20 protein-coding genes are annotated in these 16,824 nt (G+C 65.8%); 16 read left to right on the top strand and 4 right to left on the bottom strand.

The features are described from left to right. The first annotated feature begins 42 nt into the window (after window positions 1-42). From argS to tatC, 8 genes are all read left to right on the top strand, one after another. The gene (argS, locus tag ACT53K_RS08220; protein ID WP_476228112.1) at window positions 43-1,767 is read left to right on the top strand and encodes an arginine--tRNA ligase; all 1,725 of its coding nucleotides are present in this window, start codon (window positions 43-45) and stop codon (window positions 1,765-1,767) included. A gap of 4 nt (window positions 1,768-1,771) precedes the next feature. Next, window positions 1,772-2,509, top strand: coding sequence for an SPOR domain-containing protein (locus tag ACT53K_RS08215; RefSeq protein WP_476228111.1), 738 nt, complete (start codon window positions 1,772-1,774; stop codon window positions 2,507-2,509). A gap of 56 nt (window positions 2,510-2,565) precedes the next feature. Next, window positions 2,566-3,573 carry a beta-N-acetylhexosaminidase gene (nagZ, locus tag ACT53K_RS08210; RefSeq protein WP_476228110.1) on the top strand — a complete coding sequence of 336 codons (1,008 nt, stop codon included), beginning with the start codon at window positions 2,566-2,568 and terminating at the stop codon, window positions 3,571-3,573. Window positions 3,574-3,620: 47 nt separating this feature from the next. Further along, window positions 3,621-4,355: a segregation and condensation protein A gene (locus tag ACT53K_RS08205; RefSeq protein ID WP_476228109.1), complete on the top strand. Its 735-nt coding sequence runs from the start codon at window positions 3,621-3,623 to the stop codon at window positions 4,353-4,355. Next, window positions 4,352-4,960: an SMC-Scp complex subunit ScpB gene (gene scpB / locus ACT53K_RS08200; RefSeq protein ID WP_476228108.1), complete on the top strand. Its 609-nt coding sequence runs from the start codon at window positions 4,352-4,354 to the stop codon at window positions 4,958-4,960. Before ACT53K_RS08205 ends, scpB begins: the two co-directional genes overlap by 4 nt. 94 nt (window positions 4,961-5,054) lie before the next feature. Beyond that, window positions 5,055-5,291 (top strand): twin-arginine translocase TatA/TatE family subunit, encoded by a 237-nt coding sequence (locus tag ACT53K_RS08195; RefSeq protein WP_476228107.1) that lies wholly within the window; start codon window positions 5,055-5,057, stop codon window positions 5,289-5,291. Between the two features lie 112 nt (window positions 5,292-5,403). Beyond that, complete coding sequence (gene tatB, locus ACT53K_RS08190) at window positions 5,404-5,871, top strand: Sec-independent protein translocase protein TatB (protein ID WP_476228106.1); 468 nt, start codon at window positions 5,404-5,406, stop codon at window positions 5,869-5,871. Beyond that, window positions 5,868-6,635, top strand: a complete 768-nt coding sequence (gene tatC / locus ACT53K_RS08185) for a twin-arginine translocase subunit TatC (protein WP_476228105.1) — start codon at window positions 5,868-5,870, stop codon at window positions 6,633-6,635. Before tatB ends, tatC begins: the two co-directional genes overlap by 4 nt. A gap of 23 nt (window positions 6,636-6,658) precedes the next feature. Here tatC and ACT53K_RS08180 read toward each other — a convergent pair whose 3' ends face one another. The 3 genes from ACT53K_RS08180 to ACT53K_RS08170 all read right to left on the bottom strand — a co-directional run bounded on the left by ACT53K_RS08180 (window position 6,659) and on the right by ACT53K_RS08170 (window position 8,822). Further along, entirely contained in the window at window positions 6,659-6,793 is a 135-nt protein-coding gene (locus tag ACT53K_RS08180; RefSeq protein ID WP_476228104.1) for an entericidin A/B family lipoprotein, read from the bottom strand. A 279-nt stretch (window positions 6,794-7,072) separates the two neighbouring features. After that, window positions 7,073-8,587, bottom strand: coding sequence for a sensor histidine kinase (locus tag ACT53K_RS08175; RefSeq protein ID WP_476228359.1), 1,515 nt, complete (start codon window positions 8,585-8,587; stop codon window positions 7,073-7,075). 67 nt (window positions 8,588-8,654) lie between these two features. Further along, window positions 8,655-8,822 carry a NepR family anti-sigma factor gene (locus ACT53K_RS08170; RefSeq protein WP_476228103.1) on the bottom strand — a complete coding sequence of 56 codons (168 nt, stop codon included), beginning with the start codon at window positions 8,820-8,822 and terminating at the stop codon, window positions 8,655-8,657. A gap of 262 nt (window positions 8,823-9,084) precedes the next feature. Here ACT53K_RS08170 and ACT53K_RS08165 point away from each other — a divergent pair, with 262 nt between their 5' ends. The 3 genes from ACT53K_RS08165 to ACT53K_RS08155 all read left to right on the top strand — a co-directional run bounded on the left by ACT53K_RS08165 (window position 9,085) and on the right by ACT53K_RS08155 (window position 10,830). Further along, window positions 9,085-9,882, top strand: coding sequence for a response regulator (locus ACT53K_RS08165; protein WP_476228102.1), 798 nt, complete (start codon window positions 9,085-9,087; stop codon window positions 9,880-9,882). Between the two features lie 62 nt (window positions 9,883-9,944). After that, a complete protein-coding gene (locus tag ACT53K_RS08160; protein ID WP_476228101.1) occupies window positions 9,945-10,082 on the top strand; it encodes a hypothetical protein in 138 nt (45 codons plus the stop codon). A gap of 97 nt (window positions 10,083-10,179) precedes the next feature. Continuing rightward, a complete protein-coding gene (locus tag ACT53K_RS08155; RefSeq protein ID WP_476228100.1) occupies window positions 10,180-10,830 on the top strand; it encodes a sigma-70 family RNA polymerase sigma factor in 651 nt (216 codons plus the stop codon). A 62-nt stretch (window positions 10,831-10,892) separates the two neighbouring features. On the opposite strand, the gene ACT53K_RS08150 is transcribed toward ACT53K_RS08155, so the two are convergent. Beyond that, a complete protein-coding gene (locus ACT53K_RS08150; protein ID WP_476228099.1) occupies window positions 10,893-11,105 on the bottom strand; it encodes a hypothetical protein in 213 nt (70 codons plus the stop codon). Window positions 11,106-11,152: 47 nt separating this feature from the next. Here ACT53K_RS08150 and ACT53K_RS08145 point away from each other — a divergent pair, with 47 nt between their 5' ends. The 5 genes from ACT53K_RS08145 to erpA all read left to right on the top strand — a co-directional run bounded on the left by ACT53K_RS08145 (window position 11,153) and on the right by erpA (window position 16,816). Further along, on the top strand, window positions 11,153-13,849 hold the full coding sequence (locus ACT53K_RS08145; protein ID WP_476228098.1) for a bifunctional [glutamine synthetase] adenylyltransferase/[glutamine synthetase]-adenylyl-L-tyrosine phosphorylase: 2,697 nt from the start codon (window positions 11,153-11,155) through the stop codon (window positions 13,847-13,849). Between the two features lie 11 nt (window positions 13,850-13,860). After that, the gene (locus ACT53K_RS08140; protein WP_476228097.1) at window positions 13,861-14,331 is read left to right on the top strand and encodes a peroxiredoxin; all 471 of its coding nucleotides are present in this window, start codon (window positions 13,861-13,863) and stop codon (window positions 14,329-14,331) included. 5 nt (window positions 14,332-14,336) lie between these two features. Continuing rightward, on the top strand, window positions 14,337-15,131 hold the full coding sequence (locus ACT53K_RS08135) for a ferritin-like domain-containing protein (RefSeq protein ID WP_476228096.1): 795 nt from the start codon (window positions 14,337-14,339) through the stop codon (window positions 15,129-15,131). Window positions 15,132-15,250: 119 nt separating this feature from the next. Beyond that, entirely contained in the window at window positions 15,251-16,435 is a 1,185-nt protein-coding gene (locus tag ACT53K_RS08130) for a M23 family metallopeptidase (protein ID WP_476228095.1), read from the top strand. 39 nt (window positions 16,436-16,474) lie between these two features. Beyond that, window positions 16,475-16,816: an iron-sulfur cluster insertion protein ErpA gene (gene erpA / locus ACT53K_RS08125; RefSeq protein ID WP_476228094.1), complete on the top strand. Its 342-nt coding sequence runs from the start codon at window positions 16,475-16,477 to the stop codon at window positions 16,814-16,816. The last annotated feature ends 8 nt before the right edge of the window (window positions 16,817-16,824 follow it).

The following is a 16,824-nucleotide window of genomic DNA, read 5'->3' as shown; positions in this document are numbered from 1 at the left end:
TTCGGCTACAGCGCCGCCTTTCCGTCAACCTCTGGAACGCACATGACGCTCTACGCACGTTTCGCCGCGCATCTGAACCTTGCCCTGGATGCGCTTGTCCTCGCCGGCGATCTGCCCGCGGGGCTGGAGCGACGTGCGATCACCGTCGAGCCGCCGCGTGACGCCAGCCATGGCGATCTCGCCACCAATGCCGCGATGGTGCTCGCCAAGCCCGCCGGCACCAATCCGCGCGCCCTTGCCGAAAAGCTGGTCGCCGAGCTGGAGAAGCTGGACGAGGTCTCGGCCGTTTCGGTCGCCGGCCCCGGCTTCATCAACCTGACACTGACCGAGGATACGTGGCGCGGCGAAGTCGCCGAAATCCTGAAGGCAGGCGCCGATTATGGTCGTTCGACGCTCGGCGAGGGGACGACCGTCAACGTCGAATATGTCTCGGCGAATCCGACGGGCCCGATGCATATGGGCCATTGCCGCGGCGCGGTGGTGGGCGATGCGCTGGCCAGCCTGCTCGAATATGTCGGGCACAAGGTTGTTCGCGAATATTATGTCAACGACGCGGGTGGTCAGGTCGATGTGCTCGCGCGGTCGGCGCATCTGCGCTACCGCGAGGCGCTGGGCGCGACGATCGAGATCCCCGAGGGGCTCTATCCGGGCGACTATCTGAAGCCGGTCGGCCAGCAGCTCGCCGCCGAGTTCGGCGACAAATATGTCGACGCGCCCGAGAGCGAATGGCTGGCGCTGTTCCGCAAGACGGCGGTTGCGGCGATGCTCGTCATGATCAAGGACGATCTGGCGCTGCTCGGCATCCATCACGACCTGTTCTCGTCCGAGGCCGAGCTGCAGGCCGCCGGCAAGCCCGAACAGGCCGAGGCATGGCTGCGCGAGCGCGGGCTCGTCTATGACGGCGTGCTGGAAGCCCCGAAAGGCGAGACGCCCGAGGATTGGGAACCGGTCGAACTGCCGCTGTTCCGCTCGACGCAGTTCGGGGATGACCAGGATCGCCCGATCAAGAAGTCGAACGGGCAATGGACCTATTTCGGCGCCGATCTCGCCTATCACTTCCAGAAGGCGCAGTCGGCCGACCAGCTGATCGACATCTGGGGCGCCGACCATGCCGGTACGGTGAAGCGGATCGTCGCTGCCGTGCAGGCGCTTACCGGCGGCAAAACGCGGTTCGACGTCAAGCTGGTCCAGATGGTCCGCCTGCTCCGCGCCGGCGAGCCGGTGAAGATGTCGAAGCGGGCGGGTAATTTCGTCACGCTCGCCGATGTCGTGCGCGAAGTGGGCAAGGACGTGGTGCGCTTCACCATGCTCACCCGCAAGGCCGATGCGCAGATGGACTTCGACTTCGCCAAGGTGCTCGAGACGTCCAAGGAAAACCCTGTCTTCTACGTGCAATACGCCCATGCCCGCGTCGCGTCGGTGCATCGCCGTGCCGCAGAGGCCGGTATTAGCACGGAAGAAGCAGCCGATCTGTCCCTGCTTGATACACGCGAGCTGGTGGTGGCGAAGCTTGCCGCCCAGTTCCCGCGGGTGGTGGAAGCGGCGGCAAGTGCTCGTGAGCCGCATAGAATCGCCTTTTATCTCTATGACTTGGCCGCGGAGTTCCACGCGCTCTACAATCTCGGCAACGATTCTGCGGAGCGGCGCTTTCTCATCGTGGAACAGCCGGCGCTTACCCGCGCGCGGCTTTTCCTCGGGCGCGCGATCGGGCAGGTTATCCGAAACGGTCTCGCCCTGATGGGCGTGGAGGCCGTCGAGGAGATGTGAGGCGATGGGCAGCGCTGCCGAAGACGGGTACGATCATGACGAGCGTCTCCCCTGGCTGGAGACGGTGGAGGACGAGTATCACGAGCCGCGCCGCGGCCGTATTGCGTTGCTCGTTCTTCTCGCCCTTCTCGTGCTCGCTGCCGTCGCCGGCGCGCTGTATTGGCAGCGCTATCACGGGCTGCAGGGCGGCGATGGCGCGCTGATCAACGCCGAGGAAGGCGATTACAAGGTTCGCCCGGACGACCCCGGCGGCATGAAGGTGGATGGCGAGGGCGATACCGTCTTCCGCACCAGCCAGGGCGCGTCGAGCAACGCCAGCATCAACGTCGCTGCCTTGCCCGAGGCACCGGTCGACGCCAAACATGCGCCCAAGCCCGCCGCGAGCCCGACCAGCGCCAGCAAGGCCGCCACCCTGGCGCTGCCCGCGGCGAGCCCTACGCTCGCGGCAAAGCCGGCTCCCGCGGCCAATAGCAGTGCGCCCGCAGTCGCGGCCAATGGCGGCGCAGGCTCACTGGTCCAGCTGGGGGCCTTCCCCAGCGAAGGCGGCGCGAACGTCGCATGGCTGCGCCTGTCGAAGCGGTTTGCCTATCTCGCCCCCCTCGGCAAGTCGGTCGAGCGGTTCGTCACGCCCGACGGCAAGACCGTCTATCGCCTGCGCGTCAACGCCGGCAGCAACGGGCAGGCGCGCGAGATTTGCGGCAAGCTGAAGGTGGCGGGCGAGAACTGCTTCGTCGCAAGCTGATACGCTTTCGGCGTCGGCGGCTTCCCCGCGCGGGTGGCGTCGGCTAGGCAGGCGGCATGAAGCCCGTCATTTTTGGCGTCTCCGGCCTGCAGCTTACGGCCGAAGAGCGCGATTTCTTCCGCGATGCCGATCCGCTCGGCTATATCCTGTTCAAGCGCAATTGCGACAGCGTGGCCCAGATGCGCGCGCTGACCGACAGCCTGCGCGATCTTTCCGGTCGCGCCGATCTGCCGATCCTGATCGATCAGGAGGGCGGCCGCGTCGCGCGGATGCAGCCGCCCGTCTGGCCGTCCTTTCCGGCAGGGGCGGCGTTCGACGCACTCTACGAAAAGGCACCGATCACCGCGATCGAGGCGGCGCGTGCCAATGGCCAGGCGCTGGGTCTGATGCTCACCGAAGTGGGCGTGAACGTCGATTGCGCGCCGCTGCTCGACGTGCGCCAGCCTGATGTGACGGAGGCGATCGGCGATCGCGCGCTGGGCGGCGAGCCGATGCGCGTCGCCGCGCTGGGACGGGCGATCCTCGACGGCTTGCGGCGCGGCGGCGTGGTCGGCGTGGTGAAGCACATGCCGGGCCATGGCCGGGCGCTGGTCGACAGCCACCTGACCCTGCCGCGCGTGGCTGCCGATGCGGCCGCCCTGGAAAGCGACATCGCGCCGTTCCTCCGGCTCGCGGATGCGCCGATGGGGATGACCGCGCATGTCGTCTATGAGGCCTGGGATGCCGAGCATCCCGCGACGCTGTCGGCCAAGGTGATCGGCGAAGTCATTCGCGGCCGGATCGGCTTTGACGGGCTGTTGTTCAGCGATGATATCGACATGAAGGCGCTGTCCGGAACGCCCGGCGAAAAGGCGCTGGGCGCGCTGGCAGCGGGCTGCGATGTGGTGCTCGATTGCTGGGCGCGCATGCCGGAAATGGTGGAGATCGTCAGCCTGCTGCCCGACGCGGGCGAGGCTTGCCTGCGTCGGCTGGAACGGGCGATGGCCACGATCGCCGGCGGCCCCGAACCCGCCGACCGTGCGGCGCTGATCGCCGAACGGGATGCGTTGCTGGCACTGGCGTGACGCACGGGGGCATGACAGCCGCGCGCGGCTCTGCTTAACTCCCGTCGATGGGCGAGGGGGAAGAGATACTCAAGGTCGAGGTCGAGGGCTGGGAAGGGCCGCTCGACCTGTTGCTCGCGCTTGCCCGCAACCAGAAGGTCGATCTGCGCCAGATTTCGATCCTGCAACTGGTCGAGCAATATCTCGCCTATGTGAACGAGGCGCGGGCGCTGCGGCTGGAACTCGCCGCCGATTATCTGGTGATGGCGGCGTGGCTTGCCTATCTGAAGTCCGCACTCCTTCTGCCGCGCAATCCCGAAGAGACGCCCAGCCCCGAGGAACTGGCGCTGCGGCTGCAATTGCGGCTGGAGCGACTGAACGCGATGCGCGAGGCGGGGGCACGGCTGGTGGCACGCGACAGGCTGGGCCGCGACGTGTTCTTTCGCGGCGCGCCTGAAGGGCTGCGTGTCGTCCGGCAGGCCCGGTGGGAAGCCGAAATCTATGACCTGATCGCCGCCTATGGCCGGATCAGCGCGCGCACCCGCCCGGTCATGCATGTCGTCGCCCAGCGCGACGTGATGACGCTGGAAGAGGCGATCGAGCGCGTGTCGGAACTGATCGGCACGACGATCGAGTGGAGCACGATCGAGAGTTTTCTGCCCGAGGGTGCCAGCGGCACCTATCGCAAGTCGGCCCTGGCATCGTCCTTTGTCGCGGCGCTCGAACTGGCGCGGCAGGGGCGGTTGGAGTTGCGGCAGAAATCGCCCTTCGCGCCCCTGTATCTCAAGGCGGCGGAAGTATGAGCGCCATCGCGCCTGACGATCCTGTTCGCGCCGTAGAGGCCGTGCTGTTCGCGGCCGAAGCACCGATGACGGTCGACGAAATCCGCGCCCATGTCGGCCCGGGGCTCGATGTTCGCGCGGCGCTTGCCAGTCTGGAGGAGCATTATGGCGGGCGCGGCGTCGAGCTCGTGCGGCGCGGCGAACGCTGGCATTTCCAGACGGCTGCCGATCTTGCCCATCTGCTGCGTCGCGACCGGGAAGAGAGCCGCAAGCTAAGCCGCGCGGGTATCGAGACGCTCGCGATCATCGCCTATCACGAGCCGGTGACACGCGCCGAGATCGAGGCGATTCGCGGCGTACAGATTTCCAAGGGCACGATCGACGTGCTGATGGAGGCAGGGTGGGTGCGGCCCGCCGGGCGACGCGAAGTGCCGGGGCGGCCGCTGATGTATGCCACGACGCCGGGTTTCCTCAGCCATTTCGGGCTGGCCAGCCGACGCGACCTGCCCGGGATCGACGACCTTAAGGCGGCGGGTCTGCTCGATCCCGTGGATCTCGCGTTCGAGGCGCTGGAGACCGAAGGCAGCGAAGAGCGCGGTGCCGAACCGGAAGGCGAGGAAGAATAAGCGTTTTCATCCGCAGGGTTCGGCCGGAGGCGATCAAACCGTTGCCGTTGATGCCTGCGAAGCCTAGATAGGCCGGGATACAAGGAGAATTCTCATGGGTAGCTTCAGCCTGATGCACTGGCTGGTGTTCGGCGTCATCGCGATCCTGGTGCTTGGTGGCGGCCGCTTCTCGAACATGATGGGCGACGTCGCCAAGGGCATCAAGAATTTCAAGAAGGGCATGGCGGAGGACGACGACAAGCCCGTCCAGCCGACCCGGATCGAAGGCAAGGCAGCACCCGAACCGGGCTATACTGCCGAGCAGGAACGCGCGCACGAAGAGAAGCGCTGAGCGATAACCGGCGCGGACCGCAGGGGTACCGCGCCGCTGCATGAACCGGCCGGGATCGGCCGCTGCGCGCCGGTTAGCCGGCAGCATGGTTGCGAATGGGTACGCCGAAGGAATGTTCGACATTGCGCCGAGCGAGCTTCTGCTCGTGGCCATCGTAGCGCTGGTTTTCATTGGCCCGAAGGATCTTCCGCGGGCGATGCAGTTCGTGGGCAAATGGGTCGGACGGGCAAGGGGCGTTGCGCGTCAGTTCCGTTCGGGCCTCGACGCGGTGGTGCGCGAAGCCGAACTTGCCGAGCTGGAAAAGCAGTGGGCGGCCGAGAATGAGCGCATCATGCGGCAATATCCGCCCCAGCCGCTGCCGGCGCCGGAGGAGCATCCGGTCCTGCCCGCTGCCGATGCCGTTACACATACAGTGCCGCATGACGAGGCCGCACCGGTCATGACGCCCCAGCCCGTGCTGCGCAGCGATCCCGCACCGAATGATCCCGCGCAGCATGATCCTGCGACGCACGATTCGGTGCCGCATTCCACCGAACCCAAGGCCGCGCCGCTGCCGCCGACCGACGAAGCCAAGCCGTGAACGATATTGACGATACCCAGGCGCCCTTGCTCGAGCATCTTATCGAGCTGCGCCGGCGGCTGATCTGGTCGATTCTGGCGCTGCTGGTGGCGTTCGGCGGCTGCCTTTATTTCGCGCGCCATATCCTTGGTTTCCTGGTCGCGCCGCTGAAGGTCGCGGGACAGGCGAAGATTATCAACACCGATGTGTTCGGCGGCTTTCTGGTCGAAGTGAAGGTGGCGTTCTTCGCGGGGCTGATGATCGCCTTTCCGATCATCGCCAACCAGTTGTGGCGGTTCGTCGCGCCCGGCCTCTATCGCCGCGAGAAGCAGGCGCTGCTGCCGTTCCTGCTGGCTACGCCGCTGTTGTTCACCGCAGGCGCGGCAATGGCCTATTTCGTTGCGGTGCCGGTGGCACTGAAATTCCTGCTCGGCTTCCAGGGCGATCTGGGCGGCGTGACGCAGGAAGCACTGCCCGATGTGAACAGCTACCTGAAGTTCATCATGCAGTTCATCTTCGGCTTCGGGATTTCGTTCCTGTTGCCGATTTTGCTGATGCTGCTCGAACATGCCGGCATCGTCACCTATGAACAGCTGAAGGGCGCGTGGCGCTATGCGATTGTCGGTGCCGTGGGCATCGGCGCAATTCTGGCGCCGCCCGATGTCGGCTCGCAGCTGCTGCTCGCAGGCCCGCTGATCGTGCTCTATTTCCTGTCGCTGGTGGCGATCTGGTTCACCCGCCGCCGGCGTGAAAGGGCGGCTCCGGAAGAAGCCGAAGCCGCCTGATTTTCCCTGTGCCTGATCGGGCGTTACTTGGATTCGTTCGCGGCGTTGGCGACGGTATCGCCTGCTGACGCCACGTCCTTGCCGGCGCCTTCAATGGTGTTGCACGCCGCGACCAGGAACATACCCGTCAGCGCTGCACATGCGATGATCTTGCGCATTGGAACTCCTCTATTCTTCGCCCGCTGCGGGGCCGCCGGATCAATGCGCGGCGGCGCAGAAACGTTCCTTGCGCGCTCGCGCAGACGGACCGGTCACGAAGAGAGAAGTTGCTGATTCTGAAAAGATTTAGGCCCGGAAGCGCCACCGGGGGGGGAGGGTTGACGCTTCCGGGCCCATGTCTTGGACAGCGAGAGCGGGGGGGCAAAAGGTCGCTATCCGGGGGTGAAAACGCTGGCCACACGGCGGGGTTCCGCCCGCGGCACGAAAATTTTTCGGAATTACGGGCGACCGCTCACCGCGATCGTCGCCTCATAGACGCCGATCAGAGGATCGTGGTGGAGCTGCGTTCGCAACTGTCGCGCCAGACCGGTCAGAACCCGGCCATAGCGCTTTTCGAGCAGCGCCTCCAGCGCGGGACCGCCGGTCAGGGCCGGGGAAGAGGCGCGCAGAACCGCCCGGCTCGCATCTTCGGATGCCTTGATCGAAATGCGAATCTGCGCACTCTCATTGCAGGTCATCGCCAGTTCAACGAGCTCGGTAAGCAGGAAGGCGACGGCAATCGCCACATCCTGCGTCACCAGCAGCGATTCGATTTCCAGCGTGATGCCCAGCCCTGCGGCACGATCGGGCGCCGTCGCGCGGAGGTTGGCGGCAAGTTCGCCGATCACCGAGCGCAGTTCCAGCCCGCGTGTCTCTTCCATCTCGGCATAATGGTGGCGGTGGACGACTGCGAGGGCGTCTACGCGGCGCTGGATCGAGGCATAGGCGTCGGCAGCTTCGGCGCCCTTCGCCGCGCGGGCGTGGAAGTTGATGAGGCTGGAGATGACCTGCAGATTGTTTTTCACCCGGTGGTGAACTTCGCGCGTCAGCTTGGTCTGGCGCACCAGCCCCTGGGCAAGGTCTGCCTCATGGGCCTGGACGGTGCGGCTGATCTGGCTGAAGGTGTCGCCCAGTTCGCGGATTTCCTGCGCCGGGATCGCGCCGAAGCGGCGCGTGTCGATCACTTCACCCGGCCGGTAATTGGCGACGTTGCTGCGCAGCTGGCGGAGCGGCCGGATCAGCAGGATGTCGACCACGAACCAGCCGATTGCCGCGGCCGCGATCCACATCAGGACCAAGAGGACGGTGGCGATCATCAGCGGGGAGGTGATCGGCGTGCCCGGCATTGCCATTTCCAGCCGCAGCCCGTCGATGCCGAGGGCGTTGACGACCGTTTCGCGCCGCTCCAGTGGGCCACCGTTCGACAGGCTGCGCAGCGTCAGCCGCTCGCTGTCATGCACCAGCGCGGCGCCATAATCGGGCACGAAGCCACTGGGGCGCGCGACGGTGGCGAGCAGGTCACGCGGATAGAGCGCAATTGCGCGCATGCCGCCGATCCCATCGATCCGCAGCAGCAGCGCGTCGCCCGCAAAGGCGACCAGCGTCTGTCCGGGCTTGGCGACGATGCGCGGCTCCGGACGGTCGAAGCGCTGACCGCACAGCGTCTGCCCCCGCGCATTCAGGATGACGAACCGGGCCTGGGGCTGGGTGGCATAGGTGCCCGCCAGCCGCGTGCAGCTGGGGGCATCGTGCGGATCGCGTTCCAGCGCGACCAGCGCCTCGCCCAGTTGCGACAGATGGTTCGCGAGCAGGTTTTCAAGAACGCTGGTGCTTTCGCGCGCGACCACCTGCAGGCGTTCGCGCGCCTCCGAATCGGCGTTACGGGCAGTTTGCAGCGTCGTGAACAGCGCAATCAGGGCAAGCGGAAGCAGGGCACCGACCAGGATGAAGAAAACCTTGGCACCGGTGGGCATGCGAGCCATCGCAACCGACAAACCCCGGCTGCGCGGCGCTGAGTCCGTGCTGTCCATGCAGTGTGGATTAGTCGAGCTTTTTCAGCAGGTCGAGCAAATCGTCGGGCACGACTTCATGAAGCGTTTCGTCATAGGCCTGGCGTAAGGCATCGCCCAGGTTGCGGACGGGGCGACCCGCCTCCGCATCTCCGTTCGACTTCGGCGACTTGCGAGGATCGTCTTTTTCGGAACGCACCAATTCCCCCCTGAAGGCCCGGAGTGTCCGGGGCCCCGGACCATGAACGACACATCAACCGCGTTCGCCGAATACCGACAACCCCGCCGAGCGCAAGCGCCCGGCAATTCCCGCGATTGGACGATGAAACAAAAAAGCCGCTCGATTGTTCCACAGCCGATGCGAAATCCGGGGAGGGGTTCCTTCGGGTGACGGAATCGATTGAAACAAGGCTGCGCGGGGGTGAAACAGGTTCCCGCACTCGATGGAGAAAAAACAGGTCATGTCGCTTGGTCAGCAACTCGCGCCCCATCTTCCACTCCTGCGTCGTTATGCCCGTGCCCTGAACGGCAGCCAGGCAGAAGGCGATCGCTATGTTCGTGCGGCGCTCGAAGCCATCGTCGCGGCGCCCGACCAGTTTCCGCGCGAAGTCGATCCCCGGCTGGGCCTGTACCGCACCTTTCAGGCGATCTGGCAATCCACGCAGGTCGATGAGAATGCGGGCGCCGACGATTCGGTCAATGAAAGCGAAGCCATCGCCCGCAAGCGGCTGGCGCGGCTGACGCCGCTGTCGCGGCAGGCACTGCTGCTGACCACGGTTGAGGGCTTTACCCCCGAAGATACGGCTTATCTGATCGGCGAGGAGACTGGGCGCGTGACCGAACTGGTGGCGGAAGCCGTGAGCGAAATCGAGCGCCAGACGCGCACCCGCGTGATGATCATCGAGGACGAGCCGCTGATCGCGATGGACCTCGAGCAGATCGTCCGCGATCTGGGCCATGACGTCACGGGCGTGGCGGTCACTCGCGACGAGGCAGTGGCGCTGGCGATGGAGGACCGGCCGGGGCTGGTGCTCGCAGACATCCAGCTGGCCGACGACAGTTCGGGCATCGATGCGGTAAAGGACATCCTTGCCGAATTCAGCGTGCCGGTGATCTTCATCACCGCTTTCCCGGAGCGGTTGCTGACCGGCGAACGCCCGGAGCCGACCTTCCTGATCACCAAGCCTTTCCAGCGCGAAACGGTGAAGGCGACGATCAGCCAGGCGCTGTTTTTTGACGAAGCGACAGTCCCCGCCTGAAAAAAGTTCAGGCGGGTTCCACCTGATACGGAGCCAAAACGGTACTCAGCTGTTGTTCATGCATGGCTGAGCAAAACGAACCCGCCCCCATCTCCACGGATCGGGCCCGTGCCGGCACCACGCCGCACGTTGCACGCTATGTGCTGGGGGGCGGTTTGTTGCTCGTGATCGTGGCCTTCGCGATCATCCTGTTGGTTTGATTACATGTATTCGGGGGGACGCTTGGTTGAAAATTTGGCGGCGGCCCCCAGCTCTGATTCACCTCGCGTATCCGTGCGCGCAAAAGAACGGGACCGCATGACTGACTCCAATCCGTCGGAAGAAGAAGGCGTCGCGACCAGCGCGGTGCCGGCGGAGCATGTTTCGCTGTCGGACCCCGAGTTCAAGACGCAGCTTGCCCAGGTCATTCCGCACCTCCGCGCCTTCGGGCGCTCGCTTTCGGGCAGCCGCGATCTCGCGGACGATCTGGTACAGGAAACGCTGCTGAAGGCCTGGGCGGCGCGCAAGCGGTTTCAGGCCGGCACCAACATGCGCGCCTGGACCTTCATCATCCTGCGCAACTTGTATCTCAGCCAGATGCGCCGCGCGCGCTTCAAGGGTGAGTGGGACGATCTGGTGGCCGACCGGCTGCTGGCAGCCCCCGCCAGCCAGGATCGTCATGTCGAGCTCTCCGACATGCAGCGCGCGCTGCTCCATTTGCCGCAGCCGCAGCGCGAGGCGCTGATTCTCGTCGGTGCCGGCGGCTTCGCCTATGAGGAAGCAGCCGAAATCTGCCAGGTGGCGGTGGGCACGATCAAGAGCCGCGTGGCACGCGGGCGCGTCGCGCTGGAGGCGTTGCTATCGGAAGGTCAGTTGCCCTCTCGCCGCGACAGCCATATCAACGAGGACGGCCGCAGCGCGCTCGATACGATCATGGGCGAGGTAGACGATCTGAGCCGCGACCGCTGATCGAACGGTTTCGACCTGTGGCCCTTCGCCGAAAGGCGAGGGGCCATTTTTTTATCGCGATTTCAGTATCGGCGGTCGCTCGCTTGCTCGCCCAGCTGCGCCAGCAACTGCACCATGTCCTCGGGCAGTCTCAATTCGCGCGCATAGGCATCGCGCAAGGCGGAGCCGACCGCGTCGCCCGCGCGTGGTGCTTCGATGCGGAACATCGTCGCAGCTTGTGCCTCGGGGGCGTCGTTTCGCGCAGGGCGTGTCACATCGCTGAAACGGCCCTGCATTGCTTTCGTTGCCCGTTTCGTCGCAATTGTGCCGCGCCCTGAGACTGATGGAAGGTCGTTTGCCCTTGTCTTCCCCTTCGCTGGACGCAGCGCTGGCGCGCGCAGATGCGCATTCGCCCTTCCTCGCGATGGTAATGGCGCGCGAGGCCGCCTTGCTGGGGCGGCTGGATGTCGCCCTTGCCGATCCGATGGCCGCCGCGGCAGCCGATCTGCCGGAGGACATGCCGGTCGGGCAGCGGCTGCGCATCGAACGGCGTCGGCTGGCGCTGTTGGCTGCGCTGGGTGATCTGGCCGGCCTGTACGACTTTGGGCGCGTCACGCGGCTGCTCAGCGACTTTGCCGATGGCGCTGTGGATCGCGCCATTGCTGCAGCCATTGCGGAGCGCACCCCCGGCGCCGAACCGCGCGGGTTTGCCGCCATTGCACTGGGCAAGCAGGGCAGCCGCGAACTCAACTATTCCTCGGACATCGATCCGATTCTTTTGTTCGATCCGGCCACGCTGCCATGCCGGCCCCGCGAGGCGCCGGAGGAAGCGGCGGTGCGGATCGGGCGGCGGGTGGTCGAACTGCTGCAGGCCCGTGACGGCGACGGTTATGTGCTGCGCGTCGACCTGCGGCTGCGGCCCTCACCGGAAGCGACTCCAATCGTGTTGCCGGTCGAGGCGGCGATTTCCTACTATGAGAGTCAGGCGCTGCCCTGGGAGCGGGCAGCTTTCATCCGGGCCCGCGCCTGCGCTGGCGATCTGGCGCTGGGCGAAGGCTTTCTGTCCGCTATCCGCCCGTTCGTGTGGCGCCGCGCGCTCGATTTCGGGGCGATCCGCGAAATACGCGAAATCTCGCGTCGCATTCGCGACCATTACAGCCAGGGCCAGCGCTTCGGCCCGGGCTATGATTTGAAGCGCGGACGTGGAGGCATCCGCGAAGTCGAGTTCTTCGCGCAGGTCCATCAGCTAATCCATGGCGGCCGCGACGCCACGTTGCGCGTCCCCGCAACGCGCGACGCGCTGGCGGCGCTCGCGCAGGCAGAGCGGATCGACCCCGTCGACGCTGCCGCACTCGACCAGGCCTATGTGCAGCTCCGCACGATCGAACATCGCCTGCAGATGGTCGATGATCGCCAGACGCATATGCTCCCGGCCGATCCGGCTGCGCTTGCCAATGTCGCGCAGTTGCACGGGCTGTCGGACGGCGATGCGGTGATTGCGCTGCTCCGGCCGCATGTCGAACGGGTGGGGGCTATTTATGACTCGCTGGCGGGGGAAGGGGAGGGGACTGTTCCCGGCGATCCCGATCGGCTCGCTACATGCCTGGCCGAAGCGGGATTCGCCGATACGGACACGCCGCGCCGGCTGATCGAGAGTTGGCGTGGCGGTGCCTTTCCGGCTTTGCGCAGTCCTGCTTCGCGTGAGGCGCTGGAGGCGGTGTTGCCGGGGCTGGTGGCAGCGTTCGGCAGTGCGCCCGATCCGCAGCACGCCATCACCCGCTTCGATGCGATGCTGTCGCGTCTGCCCAGTGCCATCAACATCTTCCGTCTGCTGGAGGCGCAGCCGCCGCTGGCCCGGCTGTTGAGCGCGATCCTCAGCCACGCGCCGACACTTGCCGAGCAATTGGGGCGGCGCGCAGAACTGCTCGATGGGTTGATCGATGCGACGGCGCTCGCACCGGTTGCCAGCGTCGCGGACCTGGCCGCCGAAATGGGCGTTGCCGAACGGGACGCAGATTATCAGTGGCGGCTGGAGTTTGTCCGGCGGCTGGTAGGCGAGAAGCGCTTCGCACTGGGGGCGCAGATCATTGCCGGGGTTAGCGACCCGCTGGAAGTCTCAACCGGCTATGCCTGCGTTGCAGAGGCGGCGATCGAGGTCTTGGCATCGGCCACCATCGCCGAATTCGCGGAAGCGCATGGGCGTGTTCCTGATAGCGAGATGGTGATTCTGGCGCTCGGCCGGATGGGGGGGCAGGCGCTTACCCATGCCTCGGACCTCGACCTGATCTACCTCTTCACCGGCGAATATGGCGCGGAATCGGACGGGCGGCGACCGCTTGGTGCCGTCACCTATTACAACCGGCTGGCACAGCGGATAACGGCTGCGCTTTCGGTGCCGACGGCGGCAGGGCCGCTGTACGAGGTGGATACGCGGCTGCGGCCTTCGGGCACGCAGGGCCCCTTGTCGGTCTCGCTGGAAGGATTCCGTCGCTATCAGGAGGAGGAGGCCTGGACCTGGGAGCATATGGCGCTCACGCGCGCGCGTCCGGTGTTCGGTTCGCCGGCGGCGCGGGCGGCCGTTTCGCAAGTGGTGGCGGAGGTGCTGCAAGGCGCGCGGCCGGTGCGCGACATTGCCGCCGATGCGGCGCACATGCGGACGGAAATGGCGACGCACAAGCCGCCGGCGGGGCCGCTTGATGCCAAGCTGCTGGACGGCGGTCTGGTCGATCTGGAATTCGCCACCCATGTGCTGCAGCTGGTGCATCGCACCGGCTTCGATCCCCATCTCGGCCGCGCGATCGACGCGCTGATCGGCGCGGGGCTGATGCCGAAGACGATGCGGCCGGCGCATGACTTTCTCAGTCGCCTGCTGGTGACGATGCGGCTGGTCGCACCCGATGCGCAGCCGCCGGGCCCGACCAGCCGGGCCCTCATCGCCCGCGCGGTCGGCCTTCCCGAATGGGAAGCGGTGGTTGCGACGCTCGATCAGACGCGGCAGGAGGTCCGCCAATGCTGGGCCGACATCCAGGCCCGTAGCTGACGGAGGCGAACATGGCACTGGAAGAAGGGGGCAAGCTGCCCAAGGCGGAACTGGTGGCTGCGGACGGCAGCACGATTGCGCTGCCCGAATGGGCGGCGGGCAAGCCGTTCGTGCTCTATTTCTACCCCAAGGACGATACCTCGGGTTGCACGCGCGAGGCGCAGGATTTCTCAGGTTTGATGGGCGACTTCACCGCCGCCGGCGCGCTGGTGCTCGGCGTATCGAAGGACCCGCCCGGCAAGCACCAGAAGTTTACCGCCAAATATGATCTGACCGTGCCGCTCGCCACCGACGAGAGCGGCGCGCTGATGGAGGCGCTTGGCGCCTGGGTCGAAAAGTCGATGTACGGCAAGAAATATATGGGCATCGAGCGCTCTACCTTCCTGTTCGGTGCGGATGGCACGCTGGTGCGCGCCTGGCGCAAGGTGAAGGTGCCGGGCCATGCCGAGGAAGTGCTGGATGCCGTGAAGGGGCTGGCCTGACCGCCATGCGCAGCGTTGCCGAAGCCGCGCGGGACGTGCTCGACGCGGGCGACCCCATCGCCAAGGTGATGGCCGCCCGTGCCGCCGCGCGCGACTGGCGGCTGGGGCGGCTGGCGCATCGCTTCGATGTGGCGATGCCCGATCGGCCGGCGCGGCCGGCCCGGCCGGAGCTGTTGCCGCCCAACCGCATGCCCAAGCGCGGGCGGGGGGGATCAGAGCGGGGGCGGATCGCGCTGATCCATGCGCTGGCCCATATCGAGTTCGTCGCGATTGACCTGGCCTTCGATATGGCGGGGCGTTTCGGTGGCCAGTTCCCGCGCGGCTTTGTCGACGACTGGATGCGCGTCGGGGCGGACGAGGCAATGCATTTTGCGTTGCTAGAACGGCGGCTGCGCGGTCTGGGCAGCCATTATGGCGCTTTGCCTGCGCATGACGGGCTATGGGACGCGGCAGCCGCGACGATGCACGATCCGCTCGCCCGGCTGGCGGTGGTGCCGATGGTTCTGGAGGCGCGGGGCCTCGACGTCACGCCAGCGACCATCGCCCGATTCGATGCCTCCGGCGACGCCGTAACGACCCGCATTCTGCAACGGATTCTGGATGACGAGGTCCGTCATGTGCGGGCGGGGACGCGCTGGTTCGAATCGGCTTGCAAGCAACACAATTTCGCACCCGCAACGACCTGGCAGGAATTGGTGCGAACCTATTTCCGGGGGCTCATTAAGCCGCCGTTCAACGACTCGGCGCGCGACTCAGCCGGTTTGACGCGGGAATATTACCAAGCGCTTGTCGGCGGCTGATAATCGTCCAAAAGGCAAGGAAATGTTCCGGACGCGAAGGGGCTGTCGCTTCGGGACGTCTTCCATCTCGAAGCCAACGCCGGGTCGCACGGTGTAGCTTCATGACTTGCCGGGGACTCATGAGCGAACCGTTCAAGGCCGAAAACGTGAAGCTTGCGCAGAAGTTCCGTTCGTTCTTCACCACGCGCGATTTCATTTTTCACGACGGGCAGGCGCTGCGCCGGTTCAGTGTCGGTGGGCGCAATCAGGCGCTGTTTGCGGGTGTCGCGGCTGTCACCGTGCTGTTCTCGGGTTATGGCGTGTCGCAGGCGATGGCTGGCGCGATCACGTTGGCCGGCGCTGTCGCCAAGCCCGGCTCGCCGGCGGAGCAGGTCGCCCGCATGCGCGCCGAAGTGGCGAAGCTGCAGGCCGATGTCGCCGCCGCCAAGGAAGCCGCAAAGCTCCATGCCGCCAAGGTCGAACAGCGTCAGGCGCTGCTGAACGCGGTCGTGTCCGGCAAGGGCGACCGCTCGCTCATCGAGCGTGACCTTCCCGACGCGGCGCCGCGCACGAGCGCGCTGGGCGAGGAAGTCACCGCACCGCTGCGCCGGGTCGAGGCGCGCCAGCTTGCGCTTGCCTCCAAGGCGATTGCTGCGGGTGAGGCGCGCTATCGTCTGGTTGCCGGTCATCTGAAGCGCCTCGGCATTACGCCGGACCGTTTCGTCCGGACCAAGGTGGCGATGGGCGGTCCCTATGAGCCGGTAAGCGATGACGACAGCTCCACCGCTTCGGCGGCCACTGCCGATGCCGATGCGCAGTTCCGCGCGCTGTTCCTTACCTGGAAGAAGCTCGATTCGCTGGAGCAGACGGTGATTTCGATCCCGTCGATGCAGCCCGTGCAGCATGTTACCTTCACGTCGCTGTTCGGCGTGCGCTCCGATCCTTTCCGTGGAACGGCGGCTATGCATCCGGGCGTCGATATTCCGGGCGCCATGGGCACGCCGATCTATGCTACGGCCGACGGCGTGGTGTCGCATGCAGGTCGGCAGGGCGGCTATGGCAATCTGGTTGAAATCAACCATGGCCGCGGCCTTGAAACGCGCTACGGCCATCTCTCGAAGATCCTCGTTGCTGATAGCACGCGGGTCCATCGCGGCCAGATCATCGGCCTGATGGGGTCGACTGGCCGCTCGACCGGCACGCATCTGCACTATGAAGTGCGGATCGACGGCCGCGCCGTAAACCCGATCCCGTTCCTCCAGACGGGCGAATATGTGGCCCAGAATCAGGTCAATGCGCAGGGTGGTGTTGGCGGTCCGCGCTGACGCATTGCCTGGCGGTGCGGGGCGCACTATCTCCGCACCATGACTGTGGTTAGCGCTTCCGAGATCGGCTTTTCGCCTGCAGCCGCCGCGCGCGTTGCGGCCATCGCTGCCAAACAGGGCAAGCCGGCAATCCTCCGCCTTTCGGTGGAAGGCGGAGGCTGTTCCGGTTTCCAATATCGTTTCGGACTGGCTGAAGCAGTCGATAGCGATGACCAGGTGACGGAAACCGATGGTGTGCGACTGGTTGTCGATTCAGTCACTCTCGATTTTGTGCGCGGCGCTACGGTCGACTTTGTCGACAATCTGGGTGGCGCCCATTTCAGTGTCGCCAATCCGAACGCTGCATCCGGCTGCGGCTGCGGCACAAGCTTCTCGGTCTGAGCGCGCGC

The organism is Sphingomonas sp. DMC8, from assembly GCF_056314185.1.
The sequence above is the reverse complement of the archived record's forward strand: the minus strand, read 5'-3'. Positions and strand labels throughout refer to the sequence as shown.

Coding starts and splice junctions, on each gene's coding strand:
- argS (WP_476228112.1), top strand. CDS start 43: ATGACGCTCTACGCACGTTTCGCCGCGCATCTGAACCTTGCCCTGGAT.
- ACT53K_RS08215 (WP_476228111.1), top strand. CDS start 1,772: ATGGGCAGCGCTGCCGAAGACGGGTACGATCATGACGAGCGTCTCCCC.
- ACT53K_RS08135 (WP_476228096.1), top strand. CDS start 14,337: ATGCGCAGCGTTGCCGAAGCCGCGCGGGACGTGCTCGACGCGGGCGAC.
- tatB (WP_476228106.1), top strand. CDS start 5,404: ATGTTCGACATTGCGCCGAGCGAGCTTCTGCTCGTGGCCATCGTAGCG.
- ACT53K_RS08180 (WP_476228104.1), bottom strand. CDS start 6,793: ATGCGCAAGATCATCGCATGTGCAGCGCTGACGGGTATGTTCCTGGTC.
- ACT53K_RS08150 (WP_476228099.1), bottom strand. CDS start 11,105: ATGCAGGGCCGTTTCAGCGATGTGACACGCCCTGCGCGAAACGACGCC.
- scpB (WP_476228108.1), top strand. CDS start 4,352: ATGAGCGCCATCGCGCCTGACGATCCTGTTCGCGCCGTAGAGGCCGTG.
- ACT53K_RS08160 (WP_476228101.1), top strand. CDS start 9,945: ATGGCTGAGCAAAACGAACCCGCCCCCATCTCCACGGATCGGGCCCGT.
- nagZ (WP_476228110.1), top strand. CDS start 2,566: ATGAAGCCCGTCATTTTTGGCGTCTCCGGCCTGCAGCTTACGGCCGAA.
- ACT53K_RS08175 (WP_476228359.1), bottom strand. CDS start 8,587: ATGCCCACCGGTGCCAAGGTTTTCTTCATCCTGGTCGGTGCCCTGCTT.
- ACT53K_RS08165 (WP_476228102.1), top strand. CDS start 9,085: ATGTCGCTTGGTCAGCAACTCGCGCCCCATCTTCCACTCCTGCGTCGT.
- ACT53K_RS08140 (WP_476228097.1), top strand. CDS start 13,861: ATGGCACTGGAAGAAGGGGGCAAGCTGCCCAAGGCGGAACTGGTGGCT.
- ACT53K_RS08145 (WP_476228098.1), top strand. CDS start 11,153: ATGGAAGGTCGTTTGCCCTTGTCTTCCCCTTCGCTGGACGCAGCGCTG.
- ACT53K_RS08195 (WP_476228107.1), top strand. CDS start 5,055: ATGGGTAGCTTCAGCCTGATGCACTGGCTGGTGTTCGGCGTCATCGCG.
- ACT53K_RS08130 (WP_476228095.1), top strand. CDS start 15,251: ATGAGCGAACCGTTCAAGGCCGAAAACGTGAAGCTTGCGCAGAAGTTC.
- ACT53K_RS08205 (WP_476228109.1), top strand. CDS start 3,621: ATGGGCGAGGGGGAAGAGATACTCAAGGTCGAGGTCGAGGGCTGGGAA.
- erpA (WP_476228094.1), top strand. CDS start 16,475: ATGACTGTGGTTAGCGCTTCCGAGATCGGCTTTTCGCCTGCAGCCGCC.
- ACT53K_RS08155 (WP_476228100.1), top strand. CDS start 10,180: ATGACTGACTCCAATCCGTCGGAAGAAGAAGGCGTCGCGACCAGCGCG.